Source organism: Bacillus sp. AR2-1, from assembly GCF_008368755.1.
In the GTDB taxonomy this organism is placed as follows: Bacteria; Bacillota; Bacilli; order Bacillales; family Bacillaceae_G; genus Bacillus_A; species Bacillus_A wiedmannii.
In genome coordinates this window covers 128,089-144,137 of record NZ_QORY01000019.1, presented here as the reverse complement: position 1 = coordinate 144,137, position 16,049 = coordinate 128,089, and the positions used below count along the sequence as shown (strand labels likewise).

14 protein-coding genes and 1 other annotated feature are annotated in these 16,049 nt (G+C 40.3%); of the genes, 6 read left to right on the top strand and 8 right to left on the bottom strand.

Annotated features, from left to right (window positions below):
* Window positions 1-9 precede the first annotated feature (9 nt).
* From moaA to DT250_RS22505, 5 genes are all read right to left on the bottom strand, one after another.
* Window positions 10-1,023 (bottom strand): GTP 3',8-cyclase MoaA, encoded by a 1,014-nt coding sequence (moaA, locus tag DT250_RS22525; protein WP_060486692.1) that lies wholly within the window; start codon window positions 1,021-1,023, stop codon window positions 10-12.
* A gap of 173 nt (window positions 1,024-1,196) precedes the next feature.
* Window positions 1,197-3,944: a BclA-related collagen-like exosporium protein gene (locus tag DT250_RS22520; protein ID WP_149213729.1), complete on the bottom strand. Its 2,748-nt coding sequence runs from the start codon at window positions 3,942-3,944 to the stop codon at window positions 1,197-1,199.
* Between the two features lie 118 nt (window positions 3,945-4,062).
* Window positions 4,063-4,386, bottom strand: a complete 324-nt coding sequence (locus DT250_RS22515; protein WP_001110863.1) for a hypothetical protein — start codon at window positions 4,384-4,386, stop codon at window positions 4,063-4,065.
* A gap of 20 nt (window positions 4,387-4,406) precedes the next feature.
* Window positions 4,407-4,631 (bottom strand): spore germination protein, encoded by a 225-nt coding sequence (locus DT250_RS22510; RefSeq protein ID WP_000512461.1) that lies wholly within the window; start codon window positions 4,629-4,631, stop codon window positions 4,407-4,409.
* A gap of 77 nt (window positions 4,632-4,708) precedes the next feature.
* Window positions 4,709-5,014, bottom strand: a complete 306-nt coding sequence (locus tag DT250_RS22505; RefSeq protein WP_000141210.1) for a rhodanese-like domain-containing protein — start codon at window positions 5,012-5,014, stop codon at window positions 4,709-4,711.
* A 199-nt stretch (window positions 5,015-5,213) separates the two neighbouring features.
* Between DT250_RS22505 and DT250_RS22500 the strand changes: the two genes are divergently transcribed.
* Entirely contained in the window at window positions 5,214-5,396 is a 183-nt protein-coding gene (locus DT250_RS22500; RefSeq protein WP_000171896.1) for a hypothetical protein, read from the top strand.
* A gap of 49 nt (window positions 5,397-5,445) precedes the next feature.
* Here DT250_RS22500 and DT250_RS22495 read toward each other — a convergent pair whose 3' ends face one another.
* Window positions 5,446-6,570: a homoserine O-acetyltransferase family protein gene (locus DT250_RS22495; protein ID WP_087984855.1), complete on the bottom strand. Its 1,125-nt coding sequence runs from the start codon at window positions 6,568-6,570 to the stop codon at window positions 5,446-5,448.
* Window positions 6,571-6,725: 155 nt separating this feature from the next.
* On the opposite strand from DT250_RS22495, the gene DT250_RS22490 reads away from it, so the two are divergent.
* The 5 genes from DT250_RS22490 to DT250_RS22470 all read left to right on the top strand — a co-directional run bounded on the left by DT250_RS22490 (window position 6,726) and on the right by DT250_RS22470 (window position 12,062).
* Window positions 6,726-9,008, top strand: a complete 2,283-nt coding sequence (locus DT250_RS22490) for a spore germination protein (RefSeq protein WP_149213728.1) — start codon at window positions 6,726-6,728, stop codon at window positions 9,006-9,008.
* A 16-nt stretch (window positions 9,009-9,024) separates the two neighbouring features.
* Window positions 9,025-10,119, top strand: coding sequence for a spore germination protein (locus DT250_RS22485; protein ID WP_106382724.1), 1,095 nt, complete (start codon window positions 9,025-9,027; stop codon window positions 10,117-10,119).
* Window positions 10,095-11,174 (top strand): Ger(x)C family spore germination protein, encoded by a 1,080-nt coding sequence (locus DT250_RS22480; RefSeq protein ID WP_149213727.1) that lies wholly within the window; start codon window positions 10,095-10,097, stop codon window positions 11,172-11,174. The genes DT250_RS22485 and DT250_RS22480 overlap by 25 nt, the downstream gene beginning before the upstream one ends.
* 90 nt (window positions 11,175-11,264) lie before the next feature.
* The gene (locus DT250_RS22475) at window positions 11,265-11,450 is read left to right on the top strand and encodes a hypothetical protein (RefSeq protein ID WP_001982745.1); all 186 of its coding nucleotides are present in this window, start codon (window positions 11,265-11,267) and stop codon (window positions 11,448-11,450) included.
* Between the two features lie 189 nt (window positions 11,451-11,639).
* Window positions 11,640-12,062 carry a pyrophosphohydrolase domain-containing protein gene (locus DT250_RS22470; RefSeq protein ID WP_000180547.1) on the top strand — a complete coding sequence of 141 codons (423 nt, stop codon included), beginning with the start codon at window positions 11,640-11,642 and terminating at the stop codon, window positions 12,060-12,062.
* A 44-nt stretch (window positions 12,063-12,106) separates the two neighbouring features.
* Here DT250_RS22470 and DT250_RS22465 read toward each other — a convergent pair whose 3' ends face one another.
* Complete coding sequence (locus tag DT250_RS22465) at window positions 12,107-13,123, bottom strand: hypothetical protein (RefSeq protein WP_149213726.1); 1,017 nt, start codon at window positions 13,121-13,123, stop codon at window positions 12,107-12,109.
* A gap of 203 nt (window positions 13,124-13,326) precedes the next feature.
* Window positions 13,327-15,735, bottom strand: a complete 2,409-nt coding sequence (gene leuS / locus DT250_RS22455) for a leucine--tRNA ligase (RefSeq protein WP_149213724.1) — start codon at window positions 15,733-15,735, stop codon at window positions 13,327-13,329.
* A gap of 65 nt (window positions 15,736-15,800) precedes the next feature.
* Window positions 15,801-16,020 (bottom strand) — a binding site (T-box leader).
* Between the last annotated feature and the right edge of the window lie 29 nt (window positions 16,021-16,049).

The window sequence follows — 16,049 nt, the reverse complement described above, 5'->3', positions numbered from 1 at the left end:
CCCCCTTTCTTATCCTCCTATATAAGACATTTCAATTTTCGGACGATTCTTTGCACTTTCTTCTGTCCGTTCATCCGAATACCTGTCTTTTCTATTCATCCATACATCTTGTATAACGCTTACTAACTCATCATCCGAAAGATTTCCTCTAAGAAGTTTCCTTACATCCAATCCTTCTGTCGCAAATAAGCAAGTATAAAACTTTCCATCTGCCGAAATTCTTGCTCTCGTACAAGAGGAACAAAATGACTCTGAAACAGAAGTAATAAAACCGACTTCGATATTTGTTCCAACGTAACGATATCGCTTCGCAACTTCACCGAAATAATGCGCTTCAGCTGGCTCAAGTGGATACACACTATGAATCATTTCAATTAATTCTTGCTTTGTAACGACTTGATCAAAGTTCCATCCATTTGTACTACCAACATCCATAAACTCAATAAACCTAAGTGTGATTCCTTGCTCTTTAAAATAAGCAGCCATCGGAAGTACTTGATGTTCATTCATCCCTTTTTTCACAACCATATTTACCTTTACATCAAGCCCGGCCTCTTTTGCAGCCATAATTCCCTTTATAACAGGTTTCGTATTGATATTCCGACCATTAATGTCCTTAAATACATCGTCATCTATTGCATCCAAACTAACATTTACTCTATGTAATCCAGCTTCTTTTAATGCTTTTGCTTGTTTCGTTAAATGAATTGCATTTGTCGTTAACCCTATATCTACTAACCCTTCAATTTTCACGAGACGAGCAATAAGTTTTGTTAAATCTTTACGCAGTAGTGGCTCGCCACCAGTAAGTCTAATTTTTCGTACACCGATGCTAACAAATAGTTTTGCCAAACGCTCAATTTCATCAAACGTCAGTAAAAACTCATCTTTCAAAAAAGCATAATCTGGCCCAAAAACTTCCGCTGGCATACAATATGTACATCTAAAATTGCAACGATCAATGACAGATATGCGCAAATCTTGAAGTGGGCGTCCAAAAAAATCTGTAACCATCTCCTGCATCGCCACCCTCCCTTTCTGTCAAATTTCTCTCTTTTCATTCTATTATAATATATTTTCGAACTGCGATGTTTTTGCTTAAGTGAATAAAGTGAAACTTTCCTAACCAATTAGACTACCTACAAATAACAGGATAAAAAACCTTGAAGCATAAAAGCTCCAAGGTTTTCTTCCTATTAACTTAGTCTAATAATAGTTAGAGTAGCTCCTGGCGTTGCCGTAGATAATGTAGCTATTGCAACTAATCCAAATAACTGCAGACTAATGGCAGCTCCAGCAGGCAAATTAGCAATTATTGTCGCATTAAATGAACCTGTAGCTATTGCTGGTGAATTTATTGTTCCTGCAAGCGGACTGCCATTTACAGTTATACGAGAACTTACAAGTAAAGAGGCTGTTAAATTTATTGTATAAGCTATATAGTAATTCCCCGCATTCGCAACCGTAAATACGGTATTTCCTCCGCTAACGGTAATTCCTGGTCCAATATTTTGATTGTTCGGTAATGGTACATTTGTACCACCTAATAAAACGGAAATAGCGGTTCCTGATGTATTATTCGCAAATGCATACGTTGCAGTTGTACTAACTCCGGTCACACCCGTTGCTCCAGTGGACCCGGTTGCTCCAGCTCCAGTTGGACCGGTTGGACCTGTGTCCCCTGTTGGGCCTTGTGAACCTGTTGCTCCAGTGGATCCCGTTGGGCCTTGGATTCCTTGTGCTCCTTGAATTCCTTGTGGGCCTGTCGCTCCTGTTGCTCCAGTGGATCCCGTCGGGCCTTGTGGACCTTGCAACCCTTGCACGCCTTGCGGACCGGTTGGACCTATTTCTCCTTGAACACCTTGAATTCCTGTTGGGCCTTGTGGACCGGTCGGCCCCTGCACTCCTTGGATTCCTTGAATTCCCTGTGGACCTTGTGCTCCTGTTTCTCCTGTCGCACCTTGAATCCCTTGTGGGCCTTGATCTCCTTGTACTCCTTGTGGACCGGTTGGGCCTTGGATTCCTTGCGGGCCTTGGATTCCTTGTGAGCCTTGATCTCCCGTTGCTCCCGTTACTCCTTGTATCCCTTGGGGACCTTGAACACCTTGCGGACCGGTTGGACCTATTTCTCCTTGAACACCTTGAATTCCTTGGGGTCCCTGTAAGCCCGTCACACCAGTTGCTCCTGTTTCTCCTGTCGCTCCTGTCACTCCAGTTGAGCCTATCACACCGGTTGCTCCTGTTGGTCCAGGTGGTCCACCGGATGGACCTGTCACTCCTGTCGGACCTGATGGCCCCGTTGGACCACTCGGTCCTGCTGGTCCTCCAGAAGGACCAGTTACCCCTGTTGGACCGGTTACTCCTGTCGGGCCTGTAGTTCCTTCCCCTGTCGCTCCGGTTACACCCGTATCTCCTGTTACTCCGGTTGGACCTTGGCCCCCTTGAATTCCCTGTGGCCCCTGCACTCCTTGCGCACCCGTTGGACCTTGAATTCCTTGAATACCTTGCACGCCCTGTATTCCCATTGGACCTGTTGGGCCTATTTCCCCTTGAGTACCTTGCACTCCTTGCGGGCCCTCTGGACCTGTTGCTCCTATATTCCCTTGTACACCTTGAATTCCAGTTGCTCCTTGTGCTCCTGTTGCTCCTGTTACACCTTGAGGTCCTATAGCCCCCTGTATACCTTGTGGACCTTCTGGACCTGTTGCTCCTATTGGCCCTTGGATTCCCTGTATACCTTGCGGCCCCTCTGGACCTGTTGCTCCAGCTGGTCCTGGCACCCCTTGGATTCCTTGCGGACCTTGAAGTCCTTCTGGGCCTTCTGGTCCTGTTGGTCCGATCTCACCCATCGGGCCTTGAATCCCTTGAACTCCTTGTGGTCCCGTTTCTCCTGTTGGACCCGGTACTCCTTGTATACCTTGTGGACCTTGATCTCCTGTTGCTCCTGTTACACCTTGAGGCCCTATAGCTCCCTGTATACCTTGTGGACCTTGATCTCCTGTTGCTCCTGTTATCCCTTGAATTCCCTGAACTCCTTGTATTCCTTGTTCACCAGTTACGCCCGTCGGCCCCGGAATACCTTGAATACCTTGCGGACCTTCTGGACCTGTTGGTCCAATTGGCCCTTGAACCCCTTGTATTCCTTGCAATCCCTGTGCTCCTGTTTCTCCTGTACTTCCAGTCGGTCCTGTATTTCCCGTTACTCCAGTTACACCTGTACTTCCTGTTACCCCTGTATTTCCCGTTGCTCCCGTCGCACCTGTACTTCCACTCGGTCCACCTCCTGGACCTGTCGCACCAGTTGCCCCCGTCGGACCTGGTGGTCCTCCAGATGGACCCGTTATCCCTGTTGGACCTGTTATTCCAGTTGGGCCTGTAACCCCTTGACCAGTTGCTCCTGTTGTCCCCGCACTTCCACTCGGTCCTTGTGGTCCTTGTATCCCTTGTGCCCCTTGTATTCCTTGTGGACCGGTTGCACCTGGTACCCCTTGCACACCTTGAATTCCTTGAGGTCCCTCAGGTCCAGTCGCTCCAATCGGACCTTGTAACCCTTGTATCCCCTGTATACCTTGTGTCCCAGTCGCTCCTGTTGGACCAATCGGACCTTGCAACCCTTGCACTCCTTCTGGTCCTGTCGCTCCTGTAGCTCCCTGTGCTCCCCTCAATCCTTGCGGCCCCTGCTGTCCTTCTGGACCTGTTGCACCTATTGGTCCAACTGGTCCTTGTATCCCTTGCACACCTTGAGGTCCTGTCGGGCCCATCTCCCCCATCAGACCTTGTAATCCTCTTGGTCCTTGAGGGCCAGTCGGACCTTGGGGACCGGTTGAGCCAGTAATCCCAATGCCAGTAAATCCCGTTGGAACGGGTGGAAAGGTAGGACCAATAAGATTTGGTGAAATTCTGAAATTAGAGTTTAATGAATGTTTTTTATCGCGCTCTCTCACACTTTCACCACCTGCACACCATCTTTTTTACATGAAACAAACCTCTTCTTAATATGTATTTACAAAAACAAACTCAAAGACTATTTTTATTTGAAATAATAAAAACTCCCTTAAATCCTTAAGGGAGTCCAGCAATTGAATCCATATTATCTGTATTAGGGACAGCTTGTGCTATACTCGATGCATTTACACTTTGCCCCATATTTGTTCCTGTTACAGTACCGGCAGGAGTGCCTCTTGTATATGTTGTCGTCACCGAATCACCCGGCTGTAAACAAAGCTTCGTCTCCGTCCCTATTACTGTAACAACGTCAATCCAAGTGCACCCCATTGAGCCACTATACGATTTCGTAGCAGTAAATGACGTATCACTCAAATTATCACCAGTAAATATATTCCCAGTGTTATTCACAATAACAAACTCTTTTATATGAGCAGGCATAATTACACTCTACCTTTCCTCTATGAACCTAATGTACGTGTACTCGTTGCTAATGGCGGAAGAAATACTGATGTTCGAATCACCGCTTCTGGCTGCCTTTTCCCATTTAAAAAAATAGCCGCACTCGATCCTCCAGCACCTGCATATATTTTTGCTACAGCTAAAGGTGAGATATCATAACAGTCACCGACATTAACAGCCCCTGTATTATTAATAATTTTTACTTTCCGCAAGTTAATCCCCATTTACCTATCCCCCTTTTGTACACTGTATGCAAAAGAAAAAAACTTGAAACAAACACGTTTCAAGTTTTTTTAGCTACTTATTTCGTTTCACCTTCATATTGAAGCATACCGCCAACCATGTTCATTGTTTTAAATCCTTGCTCATTTAAATAATGGCATACATTTTCACTGCGCATTCCCGAGCGACAAATAAAGATATATTCATTCTCTTTATCAAAGAAATCTACTTTATTTGGGATATCACCCATTTTAATATGTACAGCTTCTGGAATTTTCCCTGCCGCTACTTCTTCATCTTCCCTTACGTCTACTAAAAATAACGTTTCTCCATTTTCTAAACGCTCTTGCACTTCTTCTGTAGTAATTGTTTTAACTTCTGTCATATGTCGTTCCTCCTTATATACAATAAAACCTTTAGTCTCTTCCTTAAACAAGCATATCTAGTCAATTTTAGCATGCGAAAGAAAGAACGCAAAGAATGGAAATTTTATTTCTCAATTTTCTCGCAAAACTTATTCTTTACAAACATAACTCGTGCATTGTATCCTCAATATACTTGTTTTATGAAAGGAGCCAATGAAAATGACACTTTTTCTTTTCATTACGGGCATCATTTTCTTAATCGCCGCAATTATTGCACTTAGTATGAAGAATAATAAAAAGATAAAATCACCACAAGAAATGTCATTCTTATTTCTATTGCTTAGTATCGCATTCTTCGGTATAGCAATTGCCACATATATTTTCCGTCTACAAATCATGTAAAAAAAGGTGCCTACTACATACATCGCACCTTTTTCACACCATTTATTTTCTACACCAAACTAGATACTTTCCGATTTAAAAATTCATAAACTTTCTTTTCAAATAAATGAATATCAAATGCTCCTGCCATATGCCCATTTATACTTTCTATCTCATACACTTCCGCATACTTCCCTTGTTTTTGCAAAATGTCTACCATTTTATAATTATAGCGTGACGGCTGAAGCAAATCTTGTTTGCACGGAATCATAAGTACATTTGCTTCTATGTTAGAAAGCGCCTCTTCTAAAGACGAAAATCCATGCGCAATATCATGTAATAAAACTGCTTTCGCAGTGTATATCCACGAATTTGCATCTACTAACTCTATACTTCTATATGTCACTTTATTTATTTCTTTCTCAAATGATGTTAATGCAGCAAATGTTTCATAAGGTTCTTTCTCTACACTATTACGAGGGAATGTCGTTTCATAAAAATGCTCATCAAATGCGTTCATAAACATCATTCTATTTGCTAAATGAAGTCCCTTCATTGGCTGCTCTTCTCCATATTTTCCGCCCTTCCAACTTGGATCTAGTTGAATAGCCTCAATTGCATTTTGCGCTACATTTACCGACGTAATAATTGGATTTTGCGGGTTCGTAATAACACCAATCATCCGCTCTACCATATGAGGATAATGAACAGCCCATTGCTGCGCAATCATCCCACCAGCTGACGGTCCCATTACAGCATGTAACCTTGAGATTCCCATATCTTTTATTAACTCATATTGCACACGAGCTACATCAAGAAATGTAAAAACCGGAAAATCCATCGCATATTCATCTCCAGTTTTCGGATGAATCGATTTCGGTCCCGTTGTAAACACATAAGGGTTCTTAACCTGCACATTACAAAGATTATCAGTACATATAACAAAATATTTATTTGTATCAACTGCTTTTCCCGGTCCAATTAAACCATCCCACCAACCAGACTCCTCATCATGCGCTGTATATTTCCCTGCCGCGTGACTCGTTGCACTAAAATAATGGCATACCAAAATCGCATTTGACCTTTCTCTATTTAAAGTACCATACGTCTCATACCCCATTTGAACAGGAATTCCCCTACCATTTTCAAACGTAAACTCTCTTAAAACAAACTTTTCCTTTTTTACAAATTGCACAGACTCGCCCTCTTCCCGCCATAGTATGAACTGCTGCTTACTAAAGGATTTTTTCTATGCAAACTAATCTCCTCCTTCTTTTCATAAATAAATGAATAATATACAAAATTAGCCACAAAATAGCATTATATTACACAATCAAAGAGGGCATACATATGATTTGGAATTGGCTACGTAAGAAAAAAACATCAAATACGACAGAGAAAAACGAAACAGATAACTCGGAGCAACAGCCTAACAACCAAGAGAATGATAACAAAGAACAGACTAGAAGTATGAAACATAATAAAGATAGCAATAGCGAGCAAAAAAAAGAGGAACACAAAGAGCCTTCTCAGGATCAGCAGCAACAAAACTCTAAACAAAACGACTCGAATCAGAATCAACAACAACATTCTAAACAAGACAACTCGGATCAGAATCAACAACAAAACTCTAAACAAGACAACTCGAATCAGAATCAACAACAAAACTCTAAACAAAACGACTCGAATCAGAATCAACAACAACATTCTAAACAAGACAACTCGGATCAGAATCAACAACGAAATTCTAAACAAAACGACTCAGATCAGAATCAACAACAAAACTCTAAACAAAACGACTCGAATCAGAATCAACAACAAAACTCTAAACAAAACGACTCAGATCAGAATCAACAACAAAACTCTAAACAAGACGACTCAGATCAAAATCAACAACAAAACTCTAAACAAAACGAATCGAATCAGAATCAGAATCAGCAACATTCTAATCAAGACAACTCGAATCAGAATCAACAACGAAATTCTAAACAAAACGACTCGAATCAGAATCAACAACAAAACTCTAAACAAAACGACTCGAATCAGAATCAACAACATTCTAATCAAGACAACTCGAATCAGAATCAACAACAACATTCTAAACAAGGGAACTCGGATCAAGATCAGCAGCAAAACTCTGGAAATAATAGTATTTATGATTTTACGAAACCAGAAAAAGACCGGATTCACTCTCTACAAGATTTAATAGAGAAACTTAAAAAATCTAGCGATTTTGTTAATTATCACACATCTGACGATGAAACGATGCCTTATTGGATTTCTTACTATCGCCCTTCGCTTGATGGAGAGAAATTACAAAAGTATTTAATGCCTACTCTTTTAGAACGACCTAACGCTTCACTAGAAGAGCTAAAAGAACATATTCCAATGAGCGGTATTACAATTACGAACGATTTACAAAAAATTGAGGATATGGTGTTAAAGGGACATGCGATTATTCAATTAAATCAGCAAGACCAAAAGTGTATGCTTGCAAACATTGCAATTGATACGTATCGGGCACCAAGCCCTCCTTTAAACGAATCGACTGTTATCGGTCCTCAAGAAGGTTTCGTAGAGGATATTGATACAAATATTAATTTAGTTCGAAAACGTCTTCCTGTTTTAGATTTACAAACAAAAGAAATGATTGTCGGCGAGTTTTCCAAAACAAAAGTTGTCATGATGTATTTAGACAACCTCGCTGAAAAAGAAAATGTAGATTTTCTCGAGGAGTCATTACGTGCTCTTGAATATGATCAAATTAATGATAGTGCTTATATACAAGAACTAATGGGTGAAAAGTCGATTTTCCCTCTCTATATCAATACAGAACGTACTGATAGAGTTACAAAAGCACTCATTGATGGGAAAATTGCTATTTTTGTGGATGGTTCTCCAAGTGTTCTACTTACGCCAGTATCCTATTTCGATTTTTTCATTTCACCAGAAGACTATAACGTTTCTTGGCTATACGCTACATTTTCACGCATTTTACGCCTTATCGCTGTTCTATTTTCAATCTGTGCTACACCACTATATGTTGCAATTTTAAATTATCATTATGAACTTATTCCAAGTGATTTACTTGAAACTTTGATTTTATCAAGGGCACAAGTACCATTCCCACCTTTAATTGAAGCACTCTTTTTAGAACTTGCAATCGACTTATTGAGAGAAGCTGGCGCGAGATTACCGATGAAAGTTGGTCAAACACTCGGAATTGTAGGTGGTATCGTAATCGGGCAAGCATCTGTACAAGCTGGTTTAACGAGTAATATTTTATTAATTATCGTTGCCTTATCAGCACTTGCTTCCTTTATTACACCTATTTATAAAATGGGTAATGCAGTTCGATTACTACGCTTTCCATTTCTTATGTTTGCAGAAATAGGCGGATTGTTCGGGATTTCTCTTGGATTTATCTTCTTATTTACGCATCTATTCAGACTTACTTCCTTACGTAAGCCGTACGCTTTGTTTTATCCGACGAGACAACAGTCGGTTAAGGACTCTTGGATTCGTTTTCCTTTAACGATGATTGATACAAGGGATGTACAAGCGAGGCCACAACATGTAAAAAAATCAGCAAAAGGAATTTCAACAAAACATAGATCAGACTTTGATGATTAAAGAACGAGGTGCATCGATGAGTAAAGTTCAAGAAAAATATCAAATATCTCCTGTCTTTGTCTTCTTCTTAATTCACGGTGCACAGTTTGGAGCTGGCGTTCTCGGCTTCGCTCGAATTACTGCCAAGGCCGCTGGATACGATGGCTGGATGGGCGTTCTAATCACAGGAATCTGTATCCAGATTCTTATATGGATGATGTATTTTTTATTAAAAGAAACAAACGGTAATTTAATCGACTTACATCGGCAAACATTTGGAAAGTGGCTAGGGAACGGCGTTAACATCATCTTTGCTGCTTATTTTTTAATCGTCAGTATTTCCGTCATTCGAACATACGTTGAAATTATTCAAGTGTGGATGTTTCCTACCGCTTCCACTTGGATGTTAACACTCTTTTTATGCTTAGTTAGCTATTACATTATTTCTTCTGGATTTCGTGTAATTACCGGTATTTGCGTCATCTCTGTTGGTGGTACATTAGGATATTTATTTCTAAGCTTATTCGTTTTGAAATATTCACATTGGGATAATTTACTACCTATATTCACACATTCTTTTTCAGACATTTTAAAATCCGCTCAACTGTCAATCTACAGTATGACCGGTTTTGAGATTTACCTCATGGTGTATCCATTTGTGAAAAAGCCTATGCAATCTCATAAATACGCCCAGCTTGGAGCACTATTTTCAAACCTTCTATATTTATTTAGTACCCTTTTAGCCTTTTCGTTTTTTAGTGAAAAACAATTATTAAAAACGATATGGGCCCAACTTTCTATGACCCAAGTCATTCAATTACCATTCATAGAAAGGCTAGAATATATTGCAATTTCAGCTTATGCCCTCGTTATTATTACAAGTTTTATTCTACCTTTGTGGGCGGCAACGAGAGCAACTCACGAAATATTCCGTGTAAAACAAAGAGGTGTTTTAATCGCTTTTATCATTATCACCCTCATTGTTTCACAACTTTTAACAAACAGACACGATATTAATAATTTTATTAGTAATGCATCAAAGGGGAGCTTTTGGCTCATTTATGTATACATCCCAATCCTATTTATCATTGTGTGGGTGAAAAGAAAATGGAAAAAATCAAAAATAAATTAATACTTATCTCTTGTATAACACTCATCAGTCTAACTGGATGTTTACAAAAAAATATTATCGATGACGTACACCTTATCCAAGGAACTGTCTTTGATGTAGCAAAAGATAATAAAATAAAGGTAACATTTGTTTGTCCTATTCAGCAAAAAGGGAACAAAGTTCAAGTTTTTGAAGGAACAGCAAATGCTGTAAAACAAGTAAAAGCAGACACATCTTTAGAGTCTTCTCAACCATTTGCTAGCGGGCAAATGCGAGTTGCTCTATTTACCACCCGAATTGCTAAGAAAGGAATGGTTGCTTCCTTCGATACATTAATTCGCGATGTAAACATTGGAAATGCCTTATATGTTGCTTTACTTGAAGGTAATGGTACTGAACTTTTAAAAGGAAAGTACACGACTTCATCCAACGTTGCAATTTATATAAAAAAAATGCTAGAACATAATATGGAAACCGGTCCTTTACCAACAGATAATCTGCATGTAGGAGCATTCCGTTATTATCAAGAAGGGCAAGACTACTATATTCCAATTTTAAAGAAACATGGTGATAAAATAAAAATCACCGGAATTGGTCTTTTTAAAAAGGATAAATATGTTGGTAAAATTGCAGAAAAAGATATGTTTGTATTCAAAGGACTTTTAGAGAAACATAAGTTGGATTCACATGAATTTAAAGCAAATCCTGGGTACGTAATGATTAATAATATTCGTTCTGTTCCAACATACGATATAAAAATAAAAAATGGAAATCCTTCTTTTTCCATTCATGTTAAAATTGATGCTCGCATTCAAGAAGTATCAAAACAAATTAACTTAGAGAATGCTAAGAACACAAAAAAGATTGAGAAAGCCATCCAAAAACAATTGGATATACAAGGTAACAAGTTAATTAAGCAATTCAAATCTTTAGGTGTCGATCCGCTCGGGCTAGGAGCTAAATACAAGCAACATTATCGTCCATTCAAATTAGAAGAGTGGAGGCAAATGTATAAAGATGTTCCAGTTACTATAAAATACACCGTAAATATTACAAATTCTGGTGTAATTGAATGAGAAATGATTGAACTCCTCTCTCCAGCATGATACAACGGAAAGAGGAGTTTTTATTTTAGATAGAGAGAGAAGATATTTACGGGGGAGCTTATGTCTAAAAAATTAGTAAAGCCTATTTTAAATGGTATTTTATTTCTCGGCGTCTTTTTATTTGCTCATACATACTTAAAAAATGTTTCCTTCACACGTTATTTACTTGTCGTTATTCCAATGTTGCTCGTTGGTATGTTTGGCATCGATCTTCTTTTATCCATTTTAATAAAAGAAGAAAAATAACGAGCAAGGCCGTCCCAAAAATATTCCGGGATGGCCTTCTTTTATTAATGGGTTATGTTTTGTCGTTTAGTCGATATAATCTTTCCCTATCTTAACTAAAAGATGAAACTTTTGAACAGTCCTTTTTCATTTCATAATCACCTTATGTTACAATGAGATTCGGCACAAAGCGAGAAAGGATGAAACAACATGACAAACGAAAAAGGTTTAGATAAAGGATACGAACTTGTTGCAAAAATGCATGAAGAGTTCGGACACCCTGTGACAAATACTCCAACGAAATTAACAGAAGAACGTGCAAAAATTCGTGCTAGCTTTATGCAAGAAGAGCTAGAAGAATTTTTAGAAGCAACGACTGTTGAAGATCAATATGATGCACTAATTGACCTTATTTACTTTGCATTCGGAACGTTTGCCGAAATGGGCGTACGTCCTGATAAAGGATTCGAAATTGTAAATAACGCAAACATGGCAAAACTATTCCCTGATGGAAAACCTCGATTCCGTGAAGGTGACGGCAAAATTCTAAAACCAGAAGGCTGGCAAGCACCAGAACCACAACTTCGTGCTGAAATCGAACGCCAGCGCCAAGAAGCTGAAAAAAACTGCTAGGATTTCCTAGCAGTTTTTTATTATGTCTTTTTTTCTGCAATTCATTAATGACCCACGTGTCCAGCGTGCCCTGCTGCTCCACCAATGCTAGCCGCTCCTGCTGCTGCTCCTGCTCCTCCTGCTCCAATTCCACCTGTCCAAGGAGAAGATTGTTGCTGTTGATATTGTTGGTATTGTTGGTGCTGTTGGTGCTGTTGACCATGTTGGTGCTGTTGACCATGTTGGCCTTGATGACCGTGTTGACCTTGGTGTCCGTGTTGGCCTTGGTGACCGTGTTGACCATGATGACCGTGTTGGCCTTGGTGACCATGATGACCATGATGACCGTGCTGGCCTTGATGACCGTGTTGGCCTTGGTGACCATGATGACCGTGTTGACCTTGATGCGTTTGATAAAGAACAGCCTGTGGATATATATGATGGTGTCCGTGGTGATGTACTTGTTGTTGATGGCCGTGTTGACCTTGGTGATGATGATGACCGTGCTGACCTTGTTGGCCTTGGTGATGATGGTGTCCATGATGACTATGTTGACCTTGATGGTGGTGATGTACATGATGACCGTGTTGGCCTTGATGGTGATGATGTACATGATGACCGTGTTGGCCTTGATGGTGGTGATGTCCATGATGACCGTGTTGGCCTTGGTGGTGGTGGTGTACATGATGACCGTGAACACCTTGCGGATAACCACCTACTCCACCTGCTACAACACCTACTCCCGGTACCGGAAATCCTGTCTGCACTCCTCCAACGAAAGAAGGAAATGTAGTTGGTACTCCTACTGGAATTCCTGTCTGTACGCCAGCTACTGATGTCGGAAATCCTCCTGTTACTGTAGGCATTCCAGCCCCTGATGTCGAAAACCCTCCCATTAATGTAGGCATTCCAGTTTGCATGCCCGCTACCGATGTTGGAAATCCCCCTGCTCCTCCACCCATCCAGCTCGGAATTCCACCGTACCCTTGTTGGCCAGCTCCTCCCATTAACATCATTTGTGTATAACTGTCCGATTCGCCTCCGAAGAAGCCATGTGGTGCATTATTGTCCATCCCTTTCATTCCTTTCACCTCTTCTACTCAATTTAGCCTACCTTTTTTATCATATTTCCTATAGAAAAATAGGTGTTTGTCTGTATTGGAATTCCGCTCTTTTATTTGTACGTAGTGGAATAGTTAAAAATTTAGATGAAAGAGATCCTGAAATTATTTTCTACACAAAAAAGCTCAGAGCATAAATGCTCTGAGCTTTTATTTAGAATGAATTAGTTTGCAACAACGTTAACAAGTTTTCCAGGAACAACAATTACTTTACGAACTGTTTTCCCTTCAATTTGGTCTTGAATTGCTTCAAGTGCAAGTTGTTCCATTTCTTCTTTTGATGCGTCTTTACTCATTGTTAGTTTCGCGCGAACTTTGCCCATAACTTGAACAACGATTTCAACTTCATCTTCTACAAGTTTAGACTCATCAAATGTTGGCCAGCTTGCATATGTGATTGTTTCATTGTATCCAAGTTTGCTCCATAGCTCTTCCCCGATGTGAGGTGCAACTGGTGCAATCATTTTCACGAAACCTTCTACATATTCTTTCGGAAGTGTTTCAGCTTTATATGCATCGTTAATGAATACCATCATTTGAGAAATCGCTGTATTGAAGCGAAGTTCTGCATAGTCTTCTGTTACTTTCTTCACTGTTTGGTGGTAAGCTTTTTCAAGCTCTTTATTTGGTGCATCCGTAATTTTCTCACTTAATTCACCGTTATCTTGAATGAATAGACGCCATACGCGGTCTAGGAAACGACGAGCTCCGTCAAGACCATTTTCAGACCAAGCGATTGAAGCATCTAATGGTCCCATGAACATTTCATATAGACGAAGTGTATCTGCACCGTGGCTTGCTACGATATCATCAGGGTTTACAACGTTACCTTTTGATTTACTCATTTTCTCGTTGTTTTCACCTAGAATCATACCTTGGTTAAATAATTGTTGGAACGGCTCTTTCGTTGGAACTACACCGATATCGTATAATACTTTATGCCAGAAACGAGCATATAGTAAGTGAAGTACAGCGTGCTCTGCTCCGCCGATATAAATATCAACTGGAAGCCATTGTTTTACTTTTTCAGGATCTACAAGTGCTTCACTATTGTTTGGATCGATGTAACGTAGGTAATACCAGCAGCTACCAGCCCATTGTGGCATTGTGTTCGTTTCACGACGACCTTTTTTACCAGTTTCAGGATCAACAACGTTTACCCACTCGTCAATGTTAGCAAGTGGTGATTCACCTGTACCTGAAGGACGGATGTTTTCTGTTTTAGGAAGAACTAATGGTAATTCTTCTTCTTTCACAGCTGTCATTGTGCCATCTTCCCAGTGGATTACTGGAATTGGCTCACCCCAGTAGCGTTGACGGCTGAATAACCAGTCACGTAGACGGTACGTTACTTTTTGATTTCCTGCGCTCGTTACTTCAAGCCATTCAATCATTTTTACGATTGCTTCTTCTTTATTTAAACCATCAAGGAATGCTGAGTTTACGTGCGCACCATCACCTGTGTATGCTTCTTTCGTAATGTCTCCGCCTTTTACAACTTCCTTCATAGGAAGATCGAACGTTGATGCGAATTCATAGTCACGCTCATCATGAGCGGGAACTGCCATTACAGCACCTGTTCCGTAAGTTGCAAGAACATAGTCAGCGATCCAGATTGGTAATTTCTCGCCATTTACTGGGTTAACTGCGTAAGCACCAGTGAATACACCAGTTTTCTCTTTCGCAAGTTCTGTACGCTCTAGGTCACTCTTCATTTTAACAGAGTTAATGTAAGCTTCTACAGCTTCTTTTTGCTCTGCTGTTGTAATGTCAGCAACAAGCGCATGCTCTGGGGCAAGTACACAGTAGCTCGCACCAAATAGTGTATCAGGACGCGTTGTGAAAACTGTGAATTTCTCGTCTGTACCATCGATGTTGAAGTGTACTTCTGCACCTTCAGAACGACCAATCCAGTTACGTTGCATATCTTTTAAGCTTTCTGGCCAATCAAGCTCATCTAGATCTTCTAATAGACGATCTCCGTAAGCTGTAATTTTTAACATCCACTGTCTCATCGGACGACGCTCAACTGGATGTCCACCGCGCTCACTCTTACCGTCAATGATTTCTTCATTTGCAAGTACTGTACCAAGTGCTGGGCACCAGTTTACAGGTACTTCATCAACGTAAGCTAAACCTTTTTCAAATAGTTTTAGGAAGATCCATTGTGTCCACTTGTAGTAGTTTGGATCTGTTGTATTTACTTCACGATCCCAATCGTAAGAGAAGCCTAATGCTTTAATTTGATTACGGAACGTATTAATATTAAGCTCTGTAAATTCTGCCGGGCTGTTTCCAGTATCAAGTGCATATTGCTCTGCTGGAAGACCGAACGCATCCCATCCCATTGGATGAAGAACGTTATATCCTTGCATACGCTTCATACGAGATAAAATATCTGTCGCTGTATAACCTTCTGGATGTCCTACGTGTAGGCCTGCACCTGATGGATATGGGAACATATCTAGTGCATAAAATTTTGGTTTTTCTGTCTCATCTGGCGTACGGAATGTTTTATTCTCTTCCCAGTACCCTTGCCACTTCTTCTCAATATTTTGATGATTAAAGCTCATGAGATACCCTCCTTGAAATTCTATTTATTTTCACCGCCCAAAATACAAAAAACCTCTCATCCCTAGAAAGGGACGAGAGGTTATAGATTCCCGCGGTACCACCCTAAATTAATGTACAAATATACATTCGCTTAGATCCGTAACGTGGATTAACGGCAATTGCTACTACTAGTTTCACAACTGCAACTCAAAGGCGAGTTCATAACGAAACGTGGATTGACTTGCACCGACCGTCAACTCTCTAAACCAGCTTCTATTACTACTACTCCTTCTCACTGTTATTACAAATATAAGTTAATGTGAACTACCCACCA

Coding starts and splice junctions, on each gene's coding strand:
- DT250_RS22475 (WP_001982745.1), top strand. CDS start 11,265: ATGTCTAAAAAATTAGTAAAGCCTATTTTAAATGGTATTTTATTTCTC.
- leuS (WP_149213724.1), bottom strand. CDS start 15,735: ATGAGCTTTAATCATCAAAATATTGAGAAGAAGTGGCAAGGGTACTGG.
- DT250_RS22465 (WP_149213726.1), bottom strand. CDS start 13,123: ATGAAAGGGATGGACAATAATGCACCACATGGCTTCTTCGGAGGCGAA.
- DT250_RS22470 (WP_000180547.1), top strand. CDS start 11,640: ATGACAAACGAAAAAGGTTTAGATAAAGGATACGAACTTGTTGCAAAA.
- moaA (WP_060486692.1), bottom strand. CDS start 1,023: ATGCAGGAGATGGTTACAGATTTTTTTGGACGCCCACTTCAAGATTTG.
- DT250_RS22500 (WP_000171896.1), top strand. CDS start 5,214: ATGACACTTTTTCTTTTCATTACGGGCATCATTTTCTTAATCGCCGCA.
- DT250_RS22505 (WP_000141210.1), bottom strand. CDS start 5,014: ATGACAGAAGTTAAAACAATTACTACAGAAGAAGTGCAAGAGCGTTTA.
- DT250_RS22490 (WP_149213728.1), top strand. CDS start 6,726: ATGATTTGGAATTGGCTACGTAAGAAAAAAACATCAAATACGACAGAG.
- DT250_RS22485 (WP_106382724.1), top strand. CDS start 9,025: ATGAGTAAAGTTCAAGAAAAATATCAAATATCTCCTGTCTTTGTCTTC.
- DT250_RS22510 (WP_000512461.1), bottom strand. CDS start 4,631: ATGGGGATTAACTTGCGGAAAGTAAAAATTATTAATAATACAGGGGCT.
- DT250_RS22515 (WP_001110863.1), bottom strand. CDS start 4,386: ATGCCTGCTCATATAAAAGAGTTTGTTATTGTGAATAACACTGGGAAT.
- DT250_RS22480 (WP_149213727.1), top strand. CDS start 10,095: ATGGAAAAAATCAAAAATAAATTAATACTTATCTCTTGTATAACACTC.